The organism is Candidatus Poribacteria bacterium (assembly GCA_026706025.1).
GTDB lineage: Bacteria > Poribacteria > WGA-4E > WGA-4E > WGA-3G > WGA-3G.
In genome coordinates, this window is record JAPOZO010000045.1 from 1 (window position 1) to 19920 (window position 19920).

Below are 19920 nucleotides of genomic sequence, written 5' to 3' on the forward strand. Positions count from 1 at the left end.
CCGGTAGGTTCGGTTTTGCGGTGTACTCACCCCGGGGAATGCCCATAAGGCATTCATACCGTTGATTCATGCGACCTGCATTCCTAACCGAACCGGATTCTACACGGAAACATTGATAACTTCAAAAACCTCCTCAGTCCCGTAGGGTTTATTTGCTTGGGTATTTCTTCAGTATCTGTGTAGCAGCGTTAAGACCAAAGGAGCCAAGCCCCGTAGGGGTTTTTGATTGGGGTATTTGCTTGCGGTCTTTGATAGGGCGTTTCTGTGGATTTCTGCAGCATTTGTAGAAAGGCTGTTACAAAACTGCGAAAACTCCCTAAATTGACCCCTATGGTGATGAGACCGTGAATTTACTATGCGACATCGTAACTCAAGTCGCTACCTCACGTGTTGGAAACGTTTAGATTATCTTTCAAACCCTTTCCTCACCCCGTAGGGGTGCTATGTCTATAGAATATCCAATGTCCGAGAAACTGCACCCCGTAGGGGTGCTATGTCAATAAAAGTGCCTATCGCTACCTCACGTGTTGGAGACGTTTAGATTATCTTTCAAACCCCTTCCTCACCCCGTAGGGGTGCTATGTCTATAGAATATCCAATGTCCGAGAAACTGCACCCCGTAGGGGTGCTATGTCAATAAAAGTGCCTATCGCTACCTCACGTGTTGGAGACGTTTAGATTATCTTTCAAACCCTTTCCTCACCCCTACGGGGTGAAGAAAGGGTCCGAAAAACTGTGTTACAATACGCAAAAATACCCAAGCAAAAACCCCAAAATCCGCCGGTAGCAACTTCGGTTATCTATAGAGAAATGAAAAAATAAAAATTAGGACTTACGCATTTTCTCTTAAAGTCCCCCTGATAAGGGGGATTTAGGGGGTTAAATCACCAAAATATACCGTTTCCCATTCAATTTGCGTAAGTCCTGATAAAAAGAAAAGGCGGGGTTTGGAACCCCGCCAATCAGAACTTGAGCGTTCAGCGTGGGTACAAACCACACCTACTGATTCAAACGTAGTGGTCTAATACATGTCACCACCCGGCGGCATCGGCGGTGCCGGTGCTTCCGCTTCAGGCAGTTCAGCAATGAGCGTTTCGGTGGTGATCATCAAACCTGCGATGCTGGCTGCGTTTTGCAACGCGACCCGTACGACCTTAGCAGGATCGGGGATACCCGCTTCAAACATGTCAATAAACCGATCTTCGTAGGCATCGTAGCCAATGTTCCCGCCTTCGTCTTTGACCTTTGCGATGACGACGGAGTCTTCCTGTCCAGCGTTCTTCGCAATTTGACGAAGTGGGTCTTCAAGTGCCCGACGGACAATCGAAGCACCAACGGCTTCAGTAGGATCACTGAGTTCGAGCGAATCAAGTGCCTCTTGGGCTCTCACGAGTGCGACACCACCGCCAACGACAACGCCTTCCTCAACGGCGGCGCGTGTGGCGTGCATTGCATCTTCAACACGGGCTTTCTTCTCTTTCATCTCGACTTCCGTTGCGGCACCGACATTAATCACGGCGACACCACCAGCAAGCTTTGCGAGGCGTTCCTGCAATTTCTCGCGGTCATAGTCGGATGTTGTGTCTTCGATCTGTCTACGGATCTGATCAATACGCCCTTGAATGGCTTCGGTTGTGCCTTCACCTTCAACAATCGTCGTGTTGTCTTTGTCAATACGGATACTTTTGGCAGTGCCGAGGTCATTCGCGGTGACGTTTTCGAGGTTAATCCCGAGGTCTTCGGAGATGACGCGTCCATTCGTCAAGACAGCGATGTCTTCGAGCATGGCTTTGCGTCGGTCGCCGTATCCGGGTGCCTTAACAGCCGCACAACGGAGTGTTCCGCGAATCTTGTTGACGACAACAGTAGCGAGCGCTTCACCTTCGACATCTTCGGCGATGATCAACAGCGGTCTCCCCTGTTGCGCAGTCCGCTCTAAGACAGGTCTGAGGTCTTGAAGGCTACTGATTTTCTTTTCGTGGATGAGGATATCTACATCTTCTAAGACGGCTTCCATCCGATCGGCATCCGTGATAAAGTAAGGTGAGAGATAGCCGCGATCAAACTGCATACCTTCAACGACATCCAGTGTCGTTTCGAGGCTTTTTGCTTCTTCGACGGTAATCACTCCATCTTTTCCGACTTTCTCCATAGCATCAGCGATGAGTTCACCGATATCGTTGTCGTTATTTGCGGAGATCGCGGCGACTTGGGCGATTTCGGTCTTCTCAGAGACCTCTTTGCTCAAGCCAGAGATTGAGTTGACGACAGTCTCAACGGCTTTTTCAATGCCGCGTTTGAGTGCCATCGGGTTGTGTCCGGCGGCGACGTTTTTCAAGCCCTCGCGATAGATCGATTGGGCGAGGATCGTCGCGGTAGTGGTACCATCTCCAGCATCGTCGCTCGTTTTAGACGATACCTCTTTGACCATCTGCGCGCCCATATTTTCGTAGGCATCTTCAAGTTCGACCTCTTTGGCGACGGTAACACCATCTTTGGTGATCGTGGGCGCGCCGAACTTTTTATCCAGCACGACGTTCCGTCCTTTTGGGCCCAACGTGACTTTAACAGCGTCGGCGAGTTTATCAACGCCCTGTTTAATAGCGCTCCTTGCTTCTTCATCAAACGCCAGTTGTTTTGCTGCCATGTGTTTAACTCCTTTCCTAGTTAACCTTGGCTAAGATATCATCTTCGCGCAAGATGAGATATTCGATATTGTCATACGTAACTTCGGTGCCGCCATATTTGGCGAAAAGCACCAAGTCGCCCACTTCCACATCAACGGGCTGCCGATCACCGCTGTCGAGTATACGACCGTTACCAACGGCAACCACTTCGCCTTCCTGCGGTTTTTCCTTCGCGGTATCCGGGATGATAATCCCGCCACTGGTCATCTGCTCGTCGTTATCTGAACGTTTGACGAGAATTCTATCGCCAAGGGGTACAAGTGCCATCTCGTTGAATTCCTCCTTGAGTTTGGCGTAAAAAATTGTAGGGAGAGGCCCGAATGCCTCCGCTTCGTAACTGTTTATCATGAAACGGTAAAATAGAGACCGTCTTCACCTAATATCTTTAGCAATTTTCATGCCAAACGCCAAACCTACCAGTACGTCAGCGTTGCCGTGGAACCTGTGACATTTTGGCAGGTTTTCAACCGTGACAAATTGACACTCTTAAAATCGGATTGGCGATATTGTGCCATTTTGACACGAATGGAGGAACAAGGTAGGGCACCGTTGATGCATCTTAAGAATTTATATTTACAACTATTTCGTAGCAGGACATGGCTCCACTTGACCGGTTTCCCCGGAACGGTAGGCGGCGGTGAGTATTTCGTTTGCACGCAACCCATCAAATCCTGTAGTGATTGGCGATGCTCCTTGTTGCACACAGGCTGCGAAATGCTCAAACTGGCACTGATATAGGTCCTCGTATTGCGAGGAGATCAACTGCTGTTCACCAGCAAAGTAGGTTTTCAGTTTCCAACCGTCGTCGTTGTAGACCCAGACACTGCCTTCTGTCCCATAGAGTTCCAAAACTATGTCGCACTGCGGGACGGAGAAGCTGAGGTCTGTAAACGCCTGCGCGCCGTTATCAAAACGCATGAAGATACCCCCAGTTTCTTCAACACGGATGCCTTCGGTTGCGCTGTTATAGAATGCACTGACAGCATTCACCTCGCCGATAAGATAGCGGAGTAGGTCTACACTGTGGGGCCCGAGATCCATGAAGCATCCGCCGCCCCCCTCTTCGGGTTGCGCACGCCATTCGTCGGGCGCGAGTTGATACTGTTTCAGGAACGGCATGCGTCCATGCACGAGCTGCCCGAAGCGTCCTTCGTCTATCCATGTTCGGATCTGCTGAAAACAGGAATGGAATCGGAATAGGAAACAGACTTGGAGATGTACACCGTTGGCATCACAAGCGGCGATCATCTCCGTGCACGCCTCTGGCGTGAGTGCCATCGGTTTATCACAAAGCACGTGCAAGCCGCGTTCGGCTGCAGCGATGACCTGTTCGGCGTGTAGGTGGACGGGGGTTGAGACGTAAATTGCATTGAGTGCGTCGTCTGAGAGAAGTGCATCAACGGTGGTATAGGCGTTGGTTGCGCCGTGTTCATGTGCGAGTCGTTCTGCGCGTGTGGTATCGCGTGAGAGCAGCGCGTGAAGTTCCGCGCCGTCCGCTTTTTTGATGGCTGGCATCGCCCGCCGTTGTGCAACGCTCCCGGCACCCAGCACGCCCCATTTTAAGCTCATTATTTTTGGACCTCATCTGTATTTTGTTATGGATCGTATTATACAGGATTTTTGGAAATACCGCAACGGTTTTTGGATGGCTGATGGCTAACCAAAAAATCTCCCCCGGTAGGTTCGGTTTCCTAACCGAACCATAGGTGTCAATTTTAGAAACAGCATCCGTCTCAGACCCAGGCCCGGTAGGTTCGGTTTTGCGGCGTACACGCCCATATGCGACCTGCATCCTAACCGAACCATAAGTGTCAATTTTAGAAAAATAACCGTCGCGACCCCCAGGTCCGGTAGGTTCGGAATGTAATACAAGGAATGGATTTAGTCTATTCCCAGACTAAATCCCCTAACCGAACCGGATACTCCACGGAAACCTTGAAGATCTCAAAGCCCTCTTCAGTCCCGTAGGGTTTATTTGCTTGGGTGTTTCTTCACAATGTTTATAGAAACGCGTTTCCCTCGTTTCCTCAGCCCTGTAAGGGGTTTTTGATTGGGGTATTTGATAGGGTGTTTCTGCGGATTTCTTCAGTATGTTTAGATCTACACTCGACAAAATGCCATTAAAGCCCCTAAATTGACAACGATGGTGCAGTTTCCTAACCGAACCTACCGGGCCTGGAGGAAATTACCCAATTTATTTCTTAAATCTCATGCGAAAAAATCTATCAGTCGTCAGAAAGAGACTTTTGGATCATCAAAAACCTCTTATAACTGACTACTGACTACTGACAACTATAAAAACTAATAACTAATCAACCCAAAAGTAGATGTATGCCTGTAGCGAATAGGAAGAACAAGACGATCTTTGAAAAGAGGCGTTCTGACACACGATTGTTCAGTGAGATACCTGTTAGCACACCGAGTCCGATGAACGGTAGGAGTGCGATAGCTTCAACTAAAATCTCGAAAGAGAAAAGATCGAGTTGGTAATAGAACGGGATTTTGATAAGATTGAGTGAGAAATAGGTAGCGGTTGTTGTCGCGACGAAGGCGGCGTTACACAAACGTTGTGGAAGGAGATACATAACGACAACGAGTCCACCCATGTGTGCGAGCGTAGAAAACGCCCCGGCAAACACGCCAGCGAGCAGCCCTTGCCACCTTTTAAATTCGAGTGCTGTGTCGGTCGGTTCCCCCGAATTACCGAGCAACGGTTGCCAGTACGGACGCAGGAACTCCAACACTGCAAAGAGACACGCGATGCCGCCGATCACCTTCTTGAGATGAACATCGGAGATGTCTTTTAAAATCAGGCTTGCGAGGACGATACCGAGGACAGAACCGAGGATGAGGCGTGTGACGCTTTCGCGGTGCCATCGTTTCCAGTAGTGCCGGAGTGAGAAGACATCCGTTGAAAAGAGTAGCAGGAGCATGAGTCCAATGACGTTCCGTGCGCTGCGGAAGTGCGCGAACATCGGGACGACGATCATACCGATGCCGCCGCCGAAGCCAGCTTTGCTGACCCCGGTGAGCCATGCGCCGAAGCAGAGGATAACGATTTCTGTGATAGTGATGCCTCCTTTTGGGTGGCGTAAGTATAACGGGTTATTGATAAATTGTCAAGCACACGCCTGAGAATTATTTGACATCCCCACTGAAATGTGATACAATTTATTATATAATGTTTTCGAGATTTCAAACTCCAATGGAGGTTCAAAGCAATGGTTCAAGTAGAAGTGAGTGTAGACTCAGGTGAAGCGTTTGATCGCGCTTTGGCACGTTTTAAAAAGATGTGCGGTAAAGCCGGTATCGTTACAGAAATTAAAAAGCGGAGTTTCTATGAGAAACCGAGCGAAAAACGGCGTAGGATTGAGATGAAACGGCAGCGGAAAGTCAAACCCCGCAGAATGGGTGAGCGTCCGCAGTATTATAACGGCGGTAGTGGCGGCGGTAGTGGCGGCGGTAACGGTTCCCGCTAAAACGGCCCGAGGAGGAAGGCATGGCAGATTTGGCACCTGACGAGGCTTCGGAAAATTACAAAGGACTTTTGATTCAATATTGCCAAGAACGGGGAATGCAGCAGCCGACGTATACCGAGACACAACACGGTCCGGCGGATGCGCCTTGTTGGCTGGTGAAGGTATCTTACGGTAACCACGTCCATGAGACCCCAGAACCCGTCCCCGGTTCAAAAAAGTTTGCACACCAAATCGCGTCGCAGCAAGTATTAGCTGAAATCAATTCACGGCGTGAAAGTTTTTTGGCAGGTGATACGGCGGGAACAATTCCTTCACCTGCGCCAGAAGAAAATGGTGCGCCTGCGTCTGTGCCGATCGAAGTGCCTATGCCGCTCGTGTCGAGTGCGTTGACGATTGCCAATGAACGGCTTACGACATCGCAACCCTCGCGATATCGGACGCTTACAGATGCCGAATTTTCGGAAAAACTCTCTAAATTGACATTACAGATTGTCCGAAGCCTGCTTGAGAGAGCAGAGAAGGATCAGGTCACATTTCGGTAGTAGTGTTATTAGTCTTTTCATGCGTAGTCTACTTTTTCGCTGGCGGGGTTCATAGCCTCGCCGTTTTTTTTTCTCAATTTTTCATCAAAAATCTTATCAAATAAATCAAAAAAATCACAGTTCAGACTTATCGTGAAGCCCATAAACTGTTAATCCCGTAGGTTGGGTTGAACCGATACAACAAAACCCTGAAAAACAACACAACACTCAACCCACACCAGAGAGAGAAACCCAAACTGAAAAACGAGTGAAACCCAACACATTACACGTTTACGGACATCTGCCAAAAATCTTATCAAATAAATCAAATAAATCACAGTTCAGAATTTATAATACAGTTAATGCCATATAAATTTTCAGAAATGGTATAATAACCCAAGTTGCTACTAATAGGTTTTGGTGTTTTACTTGGGTATTTCTGCGTATTTCAATAGCACTTTTCAAGTATTTTCTTCACCCCGTAGGGGTGCTATGTCTATAGAGACGGTGTATCTAAGGGACCGCACCCCGTAGGGGTGCTATTGCTTCGCAGTGAGAACAAATAGGTGGCAACTTGCGTTATAATAATGCATCACGGTTTTCTTCCGAAAAAATAGACCGCTGATGCCAAGATATGGGCATCCTTGTGTCGTGATAAGAGCACATCTAAAAGTAGGAACGGAAATGTTAGCCACCCGATAAGCAGGGAAATCGCCTTCGCGACGAGAAGACTTCCAAAAGAACAGATCAATCCGACATATTCTCGGAAGATCCAGTGGAGCGCAGTCGTGGGACCGGCACACGCGCCACTCTCAATTTCAGTGAAGGCGGTACAAAGTTGCACAATACCGGAGGCTGTCCAGCGTTGGTAATCATGCGGGGAGGCATGGTAGCCTTGTAGGAAGGGTACCGCGACGCAGATATAGCCGCCGGGCTTCAGGACACGATAGACTTCCGAGACAACGGTATCCGGCGAATGGACATGCTCAAGCACGGCTTCAGAGATAACAGCATCAAAGGTATTGTCCTTGAACGGTAAAAAATGCCCGTCCGCGATGATGTCAACTTCCGGGGTCGCTTCGATTTCAAGGTTGATGACGTTCGGGGCGCGGCGCCTGTTGCCAGCACCGAGATCCAAGACGTTCGCGTCCGGTTCGAGCTCGTGGAGGAGCCGTCTGACACATCGGTTCCAGCGCGGTGCAGGATACGGACACCCAATGAGGTGAGATAAGAACGGGTTTTGTCTGAGTTTGCGTTTTATGCGTGAAATTAGATCCGGTCGCGATTCTGGCATAAGAATAGTTGTCGGTACAATTTTTCTGCGAAAAATCTTTCAGTTTTATAGTTTTCAGTTCTCAGTACGCTTTTTCTGCGAAAAATCTTTCAGTCGTCAGAAAAAGACTTCTTAACTGAGTACTGAAAACTGAGCACTGAGTACTACGATGATGAACAACCCTTCTGAAAAACATAGGAACCCCCTCGGCAATTTCGGGACGTTAACAGTCCGTCTGTGTGCGAACGTCTGGCATCAATTCCGGGAACATAACTGTTTGCAACAAGCGTCGGCGTTGGCGTTTAATACGTTGGTGTGTCTTGTACCGTTGTCGGCTGTTGCGCTGTTCCTGTTAAAGACGTTCGGCGCCGTTGAAGACGGTAATTCACCGTTGATCGCCGCGCTCGATAATTTCCTGCCGCGTTACGGTGCTGAAGAGATTGTATCAGAACTCTCCGCATTTGCCAATAGAAATCTTGGCGGACTCGGTATCGGCGGATTTTTGCTGTTTCTGCTCGTCTCAACGCTGTTGTTCATGTCTGTCGAGCAGCATCTCAATGACATCTGGAGTGCGCGGCGGCGGTTGCCGGTGATGCGTGCGTTTCAGAAATACGCCGTCTTCTATACGTTGTTAACGGTCGGACCGCTGCTCATCTTCCTTTTCTTTTCCGGTGCACAGAACTGGCTGTTCGGACCCATATTCTCGTGGCTACTGATCTACTGCCTCTTTTTCTTCATGTACATTGCGATGCCGAATACCACCGTGAAGTGGCGCGCGGCACTGCTCGGAACGTTTGTCGCGGGGACACTGTTCCAGATTGCGCGGATCGCGTTCGGACGTTATTTTGAACTGGTCTGGAAGAATTATAGTAACATCTACGGCGCATTGGCACTCCTTATTATCCTCGCTATCTGGACGTATGCGGCTTGGGTGATTATCCTGCTCGGTGCGGAGGCCTCACATGTGTCTCAGCATTTAGATCCGCGGGGTCTCGCGCGTGGGAAGCTGCGACGTAGCAGCAACAGCTATCTGAACAGTGCTGGTGTTATCGCGCTGTTCCTAATTGTGGCGGAGCGGTTCGTGAAGGGTGAGGGTGCGTGTACAACGGAGCAGGTCGCGATGTGTGCAGGTGTTTCGGAAGAGGTTGTGCATACGAGTTTTGAGCAGTTCAAGGCGGCGGGGTTAATCTATGAGATTCAAGGCGATACGGATGGGTATCTCCCGGCACGCGGGCTGTCGGAGATTACGTTAGATCAACTTGTCGCAGCGGTTGAGGGTGAGATGACGGCGTATTTTGTGGAGGGACTATCATCTGAAGCGGGTGCGCGTGTGTTGAGTGTCTTGACAGCGTCCCAGCGGGAGTGTTTGGCGGATGTTACAGTTGCGTCGTTGTTGTAAGGGGATTTGGGTCGCCACAAGTGTCAATTTAGCGGTCATCCAGGCCCGGTAGGTTCGGTTTCCCAACCGTCGCGCCCCCCAGGACCGGTAGATGCGGAATGTAATACAAGGAACGGATTTAGTCTAACCCCAGACTAAATCCCCTAACCGCATCGGGCATATCCAAAAACTATGCCAAACCGCGCCTACCGGCTTTGGGAACCATGGCGGGTTTCAAGATGTTTTTGAAGTTATCAATGTTTCCGCGTAGAACCCGGTTCGGTTGGGAAACCGAACCTACCGGCCTGGGGACCACGACGGTTATTTTTCTTAAATTGACACCTATGGTGTGGTTAGAAAACCGCATCTACCGGCCCGGGAGGCGCGACGGTTAGGAAAACACACCTACCGGATTTGATAACTGACCACCCATACCTACTTCGGCGAAAACTCACTGGCTTTGACGTAATAGAAAAACCCGATACACATCTCATCTGTCGTCTTTTCGCCCCAGCCGACAGGCACAGGCGGATCGTGCGGGTTGGCTGGATTCTCCGCCGAATTGTCGAAATGCGCAACGAGGTTCACATGTGTACCCGCCGGTAGAAATAGCGGTTCCGTATAATGATAGATGTCTTGCCAATTGAAATCCCAATCCTTGATCCAGATCATATCATGCGCTTCACCTTCCGGGGTCGTCGCGATGAGACGCATATCGCGCCCGAGGAGATGCATGTGCGGCATCGCCGCTAAGAGATAGACATCCTGCTTGACCTTCTGAGATGCTAACACTTCATGCCACGCATCACCCGCTGGGATCACGAACTCGGAGTTCGTCGCGTCGCCGATGCGGAGTTTCGCCGTGTTCGGAGTCTTCGAGAAATAAAGCCCCAAACGGGAGCGGTCATATTCGACGTGTCCGGTGCGATAGTAATGGACTTGCATAACGATGTCCGCACCTTTCGGCAAGAGGAACCCAATCCCGTCAGGCAAAACAGATGGCGTAAGGCCGGGTGCCCAACCGCCGAGTGAACCGACAGTGTCAAACCCAGGGCCCGTGCCTTCAGTGACGTAGCCGGGTTTCGGGTCCTGCGCGTCAAGTTTGCGTGCCGCACCGTTGACATCAAGGTAAGGGATGACGTGGTGGACAGTCTTACGGTTACCGGGTTGTACATCAACGGCTTGGACGTACATATCCGTCTCGAAGTTAGTAGGTATGATGAACTGCCGATACTCATCTTCGCCTTCGGGTCCGATCTCGTATTCGACAGGCATCTCACCGACCCAATCGGGTTCACCGAGTGCCCAACCGTCATGGAACTTGGGTGCGGGTGGGACAGCGTTGAGATCACCAGCAGGCGCGCCTGTCTCTACCCAGTGTGCGATCATCTCGATTTCGGTATCCGTAAGCAGGCGTTCGTTCTTGAAGTGTCCGTAGCCGGGTGCAGGTTTCCATGGCGGCATGAGGCGTGCCTGTGTGTATGCAGCGATTTCCGTCGCCCACGCCTTCGCGTCACTGTAATCAATCAGCGTGAAGGGCGCGACCTCGCCGTGACGATGACACGTTTGACAATTCTTTTGCAGTATCGATGCGATGTGTTCGCTATAGGTGACCTCTGCGGGGAACGCGGTGTCCGAGAGATGGAGCGTGCAGCCGAACGCTGGTGTCTCTTCCACGGGGATAGGGTCACCGGTATGCGTTGCGAGGAGGGCATCGCGTAAGTAGTCGTGCTTGACGCGAGTCTCGTAGCGGTTATCGTCGATGGGGCCCCGGTAGCGGAGCGTGCCGGTTGTATCAATAACGACGGCTTGTGGGGTCATCGTTGCACCGAGTGTACGTGTAAGGCGACCGTCCGCGTCCTTGACGATCGGGAACGTGTACGCTGCCTTCGCGATGTAAGCCTCGATATCCCCAACAGCGTCATTTTCGTTGGCATAGACACCGACGAAGGTGGTGGTGTGCTTTTCTGTCGTGAACTCGGTCTGTAGCCGTTTCAGGCGCATCGCGTAGCGTTGAGCGACGGGACATTCGGTTGCAAGGAATATGAAGACTGCGGGTCCCCGTTGAGTGAGGGTGTCCAATGTATGTGTATCGCCCTTGAGCGTCGTGAAGTTGAGGCGTGAAAGCTGTGTGCCGATTGCGACACCGTCCTGGCTTAGGGACACCTCTTCAATGACGCGGTGTTTATTCGTAATCGTATAGTCGGGTGCTGCGTGTAAGATGAGTGGCAGCGTGAGTATGAGGCATAACGTTGTTATATACAGTTTCATGTGAATCTCCAGTCAGTTATCAGTAAAGTTTTGCATTGTTCTCCGGCTCTATGATTATCCAATTGACAACATATTATAGCAGATTTTGTCGGAAAAGTCAAGGATAGTTGTCAGCCGCCACCTCCAGACCGGTAGGTTCGGTTTGTAAGCGAACCATAAGTGTCAATTTAAGAAAAATAACCGTCGCGACCCCCAGGTCCGGTAGGTTTGGTTTGCAACCGAACCGGATTCTACGCCGAAACATTGATAACTTCAAAAACCTCTTCAGTCCTGTAGGTTGGGTAGAACGGATACCACCAAAATCCTGAAAACTAACACAAGGCTTACCCTGTACCAGAGAGCGCACGCCAAACTGAAAAACGAGTGAAACCCAACGCATTACCCGTTTACCGAACCCTGACGGTGTGAAGTTGGGTTTCACTGCCTTCTTGATTACCGACGACAAACCGCGGGATTTGAGAGGTTTTTGGAAAATACACCTGCATTCTGAGTAGCCGTTCTACCCAACCTACCGGACTCACTCATCAACGCAGTGAAACCCAACTTTACACCGTCAGGATCTCGGAAACTTCACGGTATCCAAAGCGTTGGGTTTCACTCCGTTTCTGGTGACTATAGCGTATCAGGAGAAAGTCATGTTTTTCTCTGATTTGGACGACTTTGGTGGCATCCGTTCTACCTAACGGAAATCCGCAGAAACACCCAAGCAAAGACACCAAGCAAAAACACCTACAGGACTTCTGGAACTAAATTGACACTTATGGTAACCCCCTAAATCCCCCTTATCAGGGGGACTTTAAGAGGGAATGCGTACAACCTAAGCCTTTATATGGATAGGGATTCTTGGAAGTCTTGGAACGAGGGTGCAAGTGAAGCATAAAGATTAGCTTGCTTGAGTTGTTCGAGGTCGGCGATGGCTTCAAGTTTGGGTTTGACGGTGTTGACATCAGCTTCCGGGAAACGTGCTTCGAGGGTTGCCAATGTATTGTCAATGCTCATCTGGCGCGCGCCTTGCGCTCTACCTTGCGCTCTGCCTTGTTCTATACCTTGTTCTATACCTTGCTCTATACCGCGTTGCATGACGTGTTCATAAAAAGGAGATTCTTGCATGATTGCCTCCAATGTAGGATCCTGAAAAAGTTCAGGTGGATGGGCTAAACTCCCGAAAATCGAGAGCGCAAATAAAAGCGTTGCACGCGTCTGTCTATCCACATCCGCCGCTTGGGTCGTCTCTATACACTTCTCAACCCAGGCATGCGGGGGCATGTCCGCAGGCGGTTTCATCAAAGCCGTGAAAGGCAGCAGCCCGACAGCCTCGGCATCCAAAAACGCTTCACCCGCTAACTCGTAGATACGGATGACATTATACTGAAACCACCCGCCACCCCGTTGCGCGTTGCCATACCTATAGAAACCCGGGTCCCTTCGTCCCGCAGGGGGCCGGAAATACAACACCGTTGAATAGACGTTCTTCTCATGCTCGAGGGCAAGAAAACTCGAATACGCCAGCATGCGAAGCGGCATCGGTTTATGCGTGCTGTCGTCGGTTTGTGCCTCTATATGCAGGATCGCTGCCTCATCGGGCAGATGGATATGAAACGTCATATCGCTGTGATGCATCCGAACCGTGGCGTGCTCAGTGTTGAGACGTTCACCGACTTCCACGTCTGGCGTCTTCAGTGCTAATGCTGCCAATGAATGCGGAAAGACCCCAATGATGTGCTTAAAGATTTCATCATAGTAGGGCATGAGAGTATTATACCTGCCTTTATGGAAAAATGTCAAGATTTTTTCGCCAAAGTCCCAAGATCATTTAGTTTTACATACAACCGCACCATAAGTGTCAATTTAAGAAAAATAACCGTCGCGACCCCCAGACCGGTAGGTTCGGTTTTGCGGCGTACACGCCCAAATGCGATCTGCATTCCTAACCGAACCATAAGTGTCAATTTTAGAAAAAATAATCGTCGCGACCCCCAGGTCCGGTAGGTTTGGTTTGCAACCGAACCGGATCCTACGCGAAAACCTTGATGACTTCAAAAACCTCTTCAGTCCCGTAGGGTTTATTTGCTTGGGTATTTCTGCGTATTGCTTGGGGTATTTGCTTGGGTGTTTCTGCGGATTTCTTCGCGTACGCCGCAAAACCGAACCATAGGTGTCAATTTAGCATAACATGTCATCTAAAGTGCGACTCACAAATTTTCAACGGTCCCATAAGGGGCTTCACGGGCTCTTGCCACCCCGTAGGGGTGCTATGTCTATAGAAAAACCGGTATGACAGAAACTGCACCCCGTAGGGGTGCTATGTCTATAAACACATGACGACTGACCTGAGACATAGCAAACTCCAGACGCACGCAAGACCATATCGCAAATACCTCTACGGACCTCTATCGACCTATCGTGTAGACAGGCACTTTTATTGACATAGCACCCCTACGGGGTGCGGTTTCTTGAGTATCCGATATTCTATAGACATAGCACCCCTACGGGGTGAAGAAGGGTTTGAAAATCATTGAAACCTCTACAACACCTCAGGGACCACCTGGGTGAATATACGGCATAGGCAACTCACGGTCTCATCAGCTACAAATCATCACAGACTTTTCCCTAAATTGACACTTATGGTGCGGTTTCCTAACCGCACCGGGTCCGACAAGAAAACTGAAAATTACCCGATTAAATTCTTAATCTTCATTAGGGGTGCAATCGCTGGCATCCAACGTTTCTATTCTCACTGCGAAGCAATAGCACCCCTACGGGACTCAAGAGATTTCTGAGCCATAGGCGTGAATTAAAAAAACCGCAGGCAATGAACCGAAGTCCATCGCCCGCGGGTCGGGGTAGGTTAGTTAGAATATCCCTGAGTTAATCTTGTAATTTCAGTTCGCCCCACGTCGTAGTCAACTTACCAGCCGCCGTGACGTTACCTCTCAGGTGCGTGGTCGCCAAGTGCGAAACCTGACCTTCTAAGGAAACATCTTGGATCTGGTAGTAATAGACGACATTGGGTTTCGCAGATGTATCGGCATACTCGTAAGTCGTACGCTCACTCGTCGTGCCTTGACCTGCGATCAATTTCGTGTTAAGCTTCGTGAACGCACCGTCCCGAGTTTCACTCCGCAGGATATTGAATCCAGCGTTGTTCAATTCAGATTCGGTGATCCAACGAATAACGACTGCGCCAGTATCTTTCATCCGTTCCGGACGGAACTTCGACAAACTGACCGGCAGCACACCACCATGGTGATGACCTGGACTACTAATATCATCTTCATTTCCGTAATAGGTGAGATTACGAATTTGATCGTACTCCCGAGTCATCGTGTAAAGTGCCCAAGCACCGGCAATTGTGCCCTTATTGTCCTTGACTCCCGGTACACGGACGACAGAGACACGACTGCCATCTTCGTCAATCACATCCGCAGGCAGCTTCCATGCGACATCATCATTAAAGGATTGCGCATCAGCACGACGGTTACCCGCAGGCGCAGGCTTGAGGTTACCGACCATATCAACCGTTTCCCGTTCAGCGGCTCCCTTATCTCGCTTCGTTCTAATCGTTAACTGGAAGCCGTAGGGATTCAGAAGCATCTCATTATGCTTCTTCCCAGCACTTTTGATACGATTCTTTGGAAGATTTGTCGAGTCACGCCGACCTGTCGTAATACTTGAGGCAATCAGGTAACTCTGACCGGGTGGGATTCTACCACTGAGATTAACAGTTTGGCTATACATGTCAGGGAAGCTCTTCATCATGCCCATATCATCCATCATTTCCTTATGGTTCACGATGAGAAGTTCCCATTTATCTAAATCCACACCAACAGTATCAGACATGTTGCGGAGTTCAATCCACTGTAGGAGGGTCCGATCCGTCACGGCATACATAATTTCGCTGATCATCACCGCCGCTGTTGCGTCAGCACCGTCAGCTTTCTTAGAACCGTGCGGATAACCAGGGGTTCCACCGTTCTGTGCACCTACAGCAGCTTTCCGTTTGTAGCCGATACCGGTCCAGCCGTTATCGTTATCGGCACCACCACGGAATGCAGTGTGATCCTTTTCGTCCTTATCATTCCCCGATCTCGTGCCAGCGATGCCATCCTTCTGACGACGATACACTGCACCATCTTCGAGTTTATTCCTGGTGAATTTCGGTGCCGGATAACCACTCAGGGGCCAGAGTTGTGAATAGAATGTGGCAGTGGATTTCACCAAATTCGGGTGATAGCCCGCAACGTCTTCAACTCTCTCATGGTTCGTTCTATCGTTATTATGACGGAGAATCAAGACAAATTTACCATCATCAGGCAGATCTTTAGTCCAGTCAAATTTATCACCGGCACCGTTGCCATCAGCGACATAATACCGGATATTCATATCTCTGCCTTGGTTCTTCTGTTCCGCAAAATCCACCTCAACGTTGTAACCTGCTGCCAAGGGGTGATCAGGATCATCTTTAGGATCCGTTTTGGTAATCAACAAGATGTCGTCATACCGATTTACATCAAGCTTCGGCAGCTCGAAAAGTTTCTCTTGCGTTGGGTCTGTACTAACGTCTCTATCGTCAGCACCGGTAACAATATGAACGACCCACTTTTCAAAGTGCGGATCGCCGCTCCTGATACGGAGTTCAATCCACTCATAACCCTTGCCATCATCATCATCCATGGGATAGTTCGCGATCTCATTGAAAACGGTCGTGAGTCCGACACCACTGGCAGTGAAGGTCTGCGGATCAATAACCTCCCTATCACCCGGTGTACCCATGTGGTTCGGCTTATACACCTGCGACGATTTGCCCCAGTGACCACCATTCGCACCGTCTTCACCAAGTTTGTTCTGCAGCCGGTACATGGAGATGAACGCTACCATACCACTGCCATCAGCGGCACCACTATCGCCGTTCTGACCTTTCGTCCGGATCCAACGATTACCACCACCAGTGACGTTACTGACAAGATCAGTACCTGCACCCAAGGCAGGACGACCTTCCTTCGCCATAAAACTAATATGACTATGGCTAACGTCAACACCAGAGCGGTTGTGAATTTCAAACCACTGGTTAGCAGCATAACCCGCTTGACCGACCAAACGGTTATCAACAGCCCACATAATTTCGGTGAAGACGACAGCACGTGTCCCGAGAGCCATGTCATTAGCATCCACAGCCATCGCATCCAAATTCAACTGCAGTGAACCGCCACCACCGGGAGCAGTGTTCTGAATAAAAAGTTCATGCAGGTCCGGCATATCTGCCCATTCCATCAAATCGGGGTCGGCAGTACCGAAGTCGGGGGGGTTATTAATATCTCGAACGACAACCAGGTAGTCACCGTTAGCAAGCACGCCAGTAAGCGCGCCTGGTTCCGCATCTGTTGTTGCTGAAACCACCGTGATAGTTGTCTTTGACATCAGATTGCCTTGACCTGCCATCGGACCACCAACCAAACCGGTCGTCTGGATCAGATCATCATCCAGCGTTATATCCACCATTATCCCACTTGTGATAGCGGCGGCGATAGCAGCCTCACGTGCCGCCGTAGCTTCAGCAGCAGTAGGATTATTCGCATCAACAGCATTTTCACCCGTCGTGAATGTTACATCGGTAAGGGTAATAGTGAAAGTTGATCGCCAATCTCGATCAGTCGCAGTAGCCCCTGCTGTAAAGGTACCATCAGCCGCAAGAGTCCCTTGTGCAAAGGCACCAACAGCAACCGCCCCAGTTGTATTTGTCGCTATCCCTACCGGCAAGTAACTGTTATTATAGGCGACCGCCGTGATATCACCAGTAGTAGCAAATGAAGAAGCAGCCACGGCACTACCACCATCTTGGGCACCAACTGGAACCGTGAGTGTCACATCAAACTCGATTGTGGGAGTCAGATCAGTGGCAGCAGGCGTTGCGGGTTCATCCGCCATTGTATCAACAACCTCAATAGCACGAGTGTTAGGATTGGCATCTGCGATCGTGACTGTAATCTCTGGGTGCATGTGCGACAGACCAACGGCATCGCCGTCATGTATCGCACCTGAGCCATTATTGTCGGTAGTCACTGGGTGGGCCATAACGGACATCGGTGTGAAGATTAGTCCGAAGGCGAGCAAAACAACTAAACTTGCTAAGGAAAATGTCAATCTTGACAATTGCATTTACTTATTCTCCTCCTTAGAAAACAAAAAACAATTAATTTTTTTCACTTGGGAACGCCGTTGTGGTTGTTCCCACTCTACATCAGCAGGAACGCCGTTGTACGGGGTTCCCATCAAAATCAAAAATCAAAAATCAAGAACAGATTCAGGGATGAAATCTATTCTGAACTAACCTTTTTGCGTTTCTTTGAAACCCGGTGCGGTTCGGAAACCGTACCTACTCAGTCGAGGGTTGCGGTGGGAGACCGCACCTATCAGTCGAGTCTAATGATTTCAAAGCACACTTGAAAAATTGGGTTTGGGTGTTATGTTTGCGTTATGGATTCTGACAAAAATAGCCAAACCACTTGTATAAACGTTGTAGATTGTAAAATAGTTACGGAAATGTGTCAACTATTTTTTGGTGTGCGGTGCGAATTCGGTGGTTTTCCGCCACCGGCATCTCTACCGCTTTGTGAGATATCTTGTAAGAGGGTTCTGGACTGAGGCGAAGTGCCTTTGCCCAACAACTTTACGCTCTTATGTATTATATTATACCACATCAGTGATATGATGTCAAGACTTTCTTCAAGAAAATTACGTTTGGTATGGAGTTTGTGCGAAAACAGGCAAAATCTATGTAATTTTGCGGTTTCACACTTAAACATGAGTTAATTATACCTTTAGTTGCGTTTTTTGTCAAGTTTTTTTCAAAAAAAACTTTTTGCGTCGTGGAGTGTTGTACTTTCTATGTTTCGATTTTCTACCATCAAAACACCCGTCTACATCACGCCTTAACCTATTTAACACCGATAGTGTATAAAAGGTTACAAAAAGTTGTTCTGGTTACCAGTCATCAGCGGGTAAAACCATACCTTTCTATTAATCATACAATAAACGCTGTTTTTTGTCAACTTTTATTTTTCGCTATCAGCCATCGGTTATGCGCCTCCAGCAGATAACATCTGACGCTATTTTTAAGTGTACAGTAAATACGGATTTTTGTCAAAGACAATTTTCAGCTTTCCAGAGTCATTCAGTTTTCGGTTTCTTTGTCCAATTTTGGCCCCCAGGCCCGGTAGGTGCGGTTTGGAACCGCACCGGATCCTGAGAAAAGGACGAGAAACTCTATAATTTCTTAAAACTGAATGGCTCTGTCAGCTTTCGGGTCCCAGTCTGAACGCTAATTTTGTCTGATTCCCGTGATTACCATGATAACCCGCCATATTAAGTCTGAACTCTAATTGATTTGATTTTTCTGATTTCTCTGATAAGACCCCTGAAGAAAAATGAGGGTCTGATTGTGCCGTTGAAGCTCCTACAAAGATAGGGTCCCGCAGAACTGCTGAGTCCTCAGGACTCGGTTTTCAGTTTTCAGTTACTTGTGATGAGTTCTCTTATCACAAAAATCACAGAAGTCAAAAAAATCACAGTTCAGAACGCAACACTCGAAAGCGTTAGGAAACCGCCCCTCTCAGACCCGGTAGGTGCGGTTTGGCGGTGTACCATAGGTGTCAATTTTAAAAAAATAACCGTCGTGACCTCCAGGCCGGTAGGTTCGGTTTGCAACCGAACCGGATATGACGCGGCAACCTTGAAAACTTCAAAACCCTCTCGCATTCCGTTCGCGGTTTCTTCTTTACAGGAACGCGTGTTCCGCAAACGCTGCATCTGAAGGTGTTCGCGAAGTATCCGGTGCGGTTAGAAACCGCACCTACCGGGCCGGGGGGCGCGACGGTGTTAAAGCGACAGAAACTCCCTAAATGGACACCTATGGTTCGCTTAGGGGATTTAGTCTGGGGTTAGATTGGAAACGTTATCTTTCGTAGCATAGGAAACAGTTGGTTTCCTGTGTGCCGCCCTCCATAAACCGCAATCTTAGAAACAACAACCGTCTCGGTTCTCCAGGGCCGGTAGATGCGGTTTTGCGGTGTACCCATAGGTGTCAATTTAGGGAAATATCTGTGATGATTGTAGCTGATGAGACCATGAGTTTCCTATGCTACATATTCACCCAAGTGGCTACCTAACGGGTTGTAGACGTTTCAATGAACTTTCAAGCCCTTTCTTCACCCCGTAGGGGTGCTATGTCTATAGAAATCCGATGTTCAAAAACCTGCACCCCGTATGAAGATTAATAAATTAAACGGGTAATAACCCGACATATCGAAGGAGT

Annotated in this window: 12 protein-coding genes; 4 read left to right on the forward strand and 8 right to left on the reverse strand. The window is 49.2% G+C overall.

Going from position 1 to position 19920, the window contains the following annotated elements; translation table 11 throughout:
• Positions 1-1021 precede the first annotated feature (1021 nt).
• The 4 genes from groL to OXH00_09615 all read right to left on the reverse strand — a co-directional run bounded on the left by groL (position 1022) and on the right by OXH00_09615 (position 5677).
• Complete coding sequence (gene groL / locus OXH00_09600; GenBank protein ID MCY3741261.1) at positions 1022-2647, reverse strand: chaperonin GroEL; 1626 nt, start codon at positions 2645-2647, stop codon at positions 1022-1024.
• 16 nt (positions 2648-2663) lie between these two features.
• On the reverse strand, positions 2664-2954 hold the full coding sequence (groES, locus tag OXH00_09605; GenBank protein ID MCY3741262.1) for a co-chaperone GroES: 291 nt from the start codon (positions 2952-2954) through the stop codon (positions 2664-2666).
• A 312-nt stretch (positions 2955-3266) separates the two neighbouring features.
• Entirely contained in the window at positions 3267-4256 is a 990-nt protein-coding gene (locus OXH00_09610) for a Gfo/Idh/MocA family oxidoreductase (GenBank protein MCY3741263.1), read from the reverse strand.
• Positions 4257-4999: 743 nt separating this feature from the next.
• The gene (locus tag OXH00_09615) at positions 5000-5677 is read right to left on the reverse strand and encodes a sulfite exporter TauE/SafE family protein (protein MCY3741264.1); all 678 of its coding nucleotides are present in this window, start codon (positions 5675-5677) and stop codon (positions 5000-5002) included.
• On the opposite strand from OXH00_09615, the gene OXH00_09620 reads away from it, so the two are divergent.
• The 3 genes from OXH00_09620 (at position 5651) to OXH00_09630 (ending at position 6708) form a co-directional block, all read left to right on the forward strand.
• A complete protein-coding gene (locus OXH00_09620; protein MCY3741265.1) occupies positions 5651-5782 on the forward strand; it encodes a hypothetical protein in 132 nt (43 codons plus the stop codon). The genes OXH00_09615 and OXH00_09620 overlap by 27 nt on opposite strands.
• A 126-nt stretch (positions 5783-5908) precedes the next feature.
• Positions 5909-6166 (forward strand): 30S ribosomal protein S21, encoded by a 258-nt coding sequence (gene rpsU, locus OXH00_09625; GenBank protein ID MCY3741266.1) that lies wholly within the window; start codon positions 5909-5911, stop codon positions 6164-6166.
• Between the two features lie 20 nt (positions 6167-6186).
• A complete protein-coding gene (locus OXH00_09630) occupies positions 6187-6708 on the forward strand; it encodes a putative dsRNA-binding protein (protein ID MCY3741267.1) in 522 nt (173 codons plus the stop codon).
• A gap of 571 nt (positions 6709-7279) precedes the next feature.
• On the opposite strand, the gene OXH00_09635 is transcribed toward OXH00_09630, so the two are convergent.
• The gene (locus tag OXH00_09635; GenBank protein ID MCY3741268.1) at positions 7280-7981 is read right to left on the reverse strand and encodes a class I SAM-dependent methyltransferase; all 702 of its coding nucleotides are present in this window, start codon (positions 7979-7981) and stop codon (positions 7280-7282) included.
• Positions 7982-8129: 148 nt separating this feature from the next.
• Here OXH00_09635 and OXH00_09640 point away from each other — a divergent pair, with 148 nt between their 5' ends.
• Complete coding sequence (locus tag OXH00_09640) at positions 8130-9359, forward strand: YihY family inner membrane protein (GenBank protein ID MCY3741269.1); 1230 nt, start codon at positions 8130-8132, stop codon at positions 9357-9359.
• A gap of 414 nt (positions 9360-9773) precedes the next feature.
• Here OXH00_09640 and OXH00_09645 read toward each other — a convergent pair whose 3' ends face one another.
• The 3 genes from OXH00_09645 to OXH00_09655 all read right to left on the reverse strand — a co-directional run bounded on the left by OXH00_09645 (position 9774) and on the right by OXH00_09655 (position 17765).
• Positions 9774-11609 (reverse strand): redoxin domain-containing protein, encoded by a 1836-nt coding sequence (locus OXH00_09645; protein MCY3741270.1) that lies wholly within the window; start codon positions 11607-11609, stop codon positions 9774-9776.
• Positions 11610-12434: 825 nt separating this feature from the next.
• Entirely contained in the window at positions 12435-13358 is a 924-nt protein-coding gene (locus OXH00_09650; protein MCY3741271.1) for a hypothetical protein, read from the reverse strand.
• Positions 13359-14477: 1119 nt separating this feature from the next.
• Positions 14478-17765, reverse strand: a complete 3288-nt coding sequence (locus tag OXH00_09655) for a hypothetical protein (protein ID MCY3741272.1) — start codon at positions 17763-17765, stop codon at positions 14478-14480.
• Positions 17766-19920: the final 2155 nt, after the last annotated feature.

Bases quoted from the DNA above. Each gene is read 5' to 3' on its own strand.
- groL (MCY3741261.1), bottom strand. From the start codon at position 2,647: ATGGCAGCAAAACAACTGGCGTTTGATGAAGAAGCAAGGAGCGCTATT.
- groES (MCY3741262.1), bottom strand. From the start codon at position 2,954: ATGGCACTTGTACCCCTTGGCGATAGAATTCTCGTCAAACGTTCAGAT.
- OXH00_09610 (MCY3741263.1), bottom strand. From the start codon at position 4,256: ATGAGCTTAAAATGGGGCGTGCTGGGTGCCGGGAGCGTTGCACAACGG.
- OXH00_09615 (MCY3741264.1), bottom strand. From the start codon at position 5,677: ATGATCGTCGTCCCGATGTTCGCGCACTTCCGCAGCGCACGGAACGTC.
- rpsU (MCY3741266.1), top strand. From the start codon at position 5,909: ATGGTTCAAGTAGAAGTGAGTGTAGACTCAGGTGAAGCGTTTGATCGC.
- OXH00_09630 (MCY3741267.1), top strand. From the start codon at position 6,187: ATGGCAGATTTGGCACCTGACGAGGCTTCGGAAAATTACAAAGGACTT.
- OXH00_09635 (MCY3741268.1), bottom strand. From the start codon at position 7,981: ATGCCAGAATCGCGACCGGATCTAATTTCACGCATAAAACGCAAACTC.
- OXH00_09640 (MCY3741269.1), top strand. From the start codon at position 8,130: ATGATGAACAACCCTTCTGAAAAACATAGGAACCCCCTCGGCAATTTC.
- OXH00_09645 (MCY3741270.1), bottom strand. From the start codon at position 11,609: ATGAAACTGTATATAACAACGTTATGCCTCATACTCACGCTGCCACTC.
- OXH00_09650 (MCY3741271.1), bottom strand. From the start codon at position 13,358: ATGCCCTACTATGATGAAATCTTTAAGCACATCATTGGGGTCTTTCCG.
- OXH00_09655 (MCY3741272.1), bottom strand. From the start codon at position 17,765: ATGCAATTGTCAAGATTGACATTTTCCTTAGCAAGTTTAGTTGTTTTG.